The organism is Microbacterium sp. ZXX196 (assembly GCF_009709595.1).
GTDB classification, from domain to species: Bacteria; Actinomycetota; Actinomycetes; order Actinomycetales; family Microbacteriaceae; genus Microbacterium; species Microbacterium excoecariae.
The window spans coordinates 1-277 of the sequence record NZ_WMEE01000137.1 but is presented as its reverse complement, the minus strand read 5'-3'; the positions used below and the strand labels follow the sequence as shown (position 1 = coordinate 277).

General features: G+C 49.1%; 1 protein-coding gene. It reads left to right on the top strand.

What is annotated here, in order from left to right:
* Positions 1-137: 137 nt before the first annotated feature.
* Positions 138-277 (top strand): trigger factor (locus tag GJQ66_RS15745; protein ID WP_368732938.1); only part of this gene is annotated, 140 nt, incomplete at its 3' end.

Genomic DNA, 277 nt, shown 5'->3' with positions numbered 1-277 from the left:
ACTATCTGGGCTTTGTTCCGAAAAAAATTTGTGATTGAAGGAAAAAAGACTGGAATTTTCAATTTTTTTCTGATAGAATACTGAACTGCCCGGCGGAATGCTTTTTGAGCGCCGGGAATGAACGGAGGAAAACAGACATGAGTGTGAAAAGCTGCGAGAAGATCGAGAAAAGCCAGGTGGCGCTGACCATCGAGGTGGAGGCCGCCGAGTTCGAAGCCGCCATGGAAAAGGCGTACCGAAAGATGCGGGGCAAGATTAACGTCCCCGGTTTCCGTCC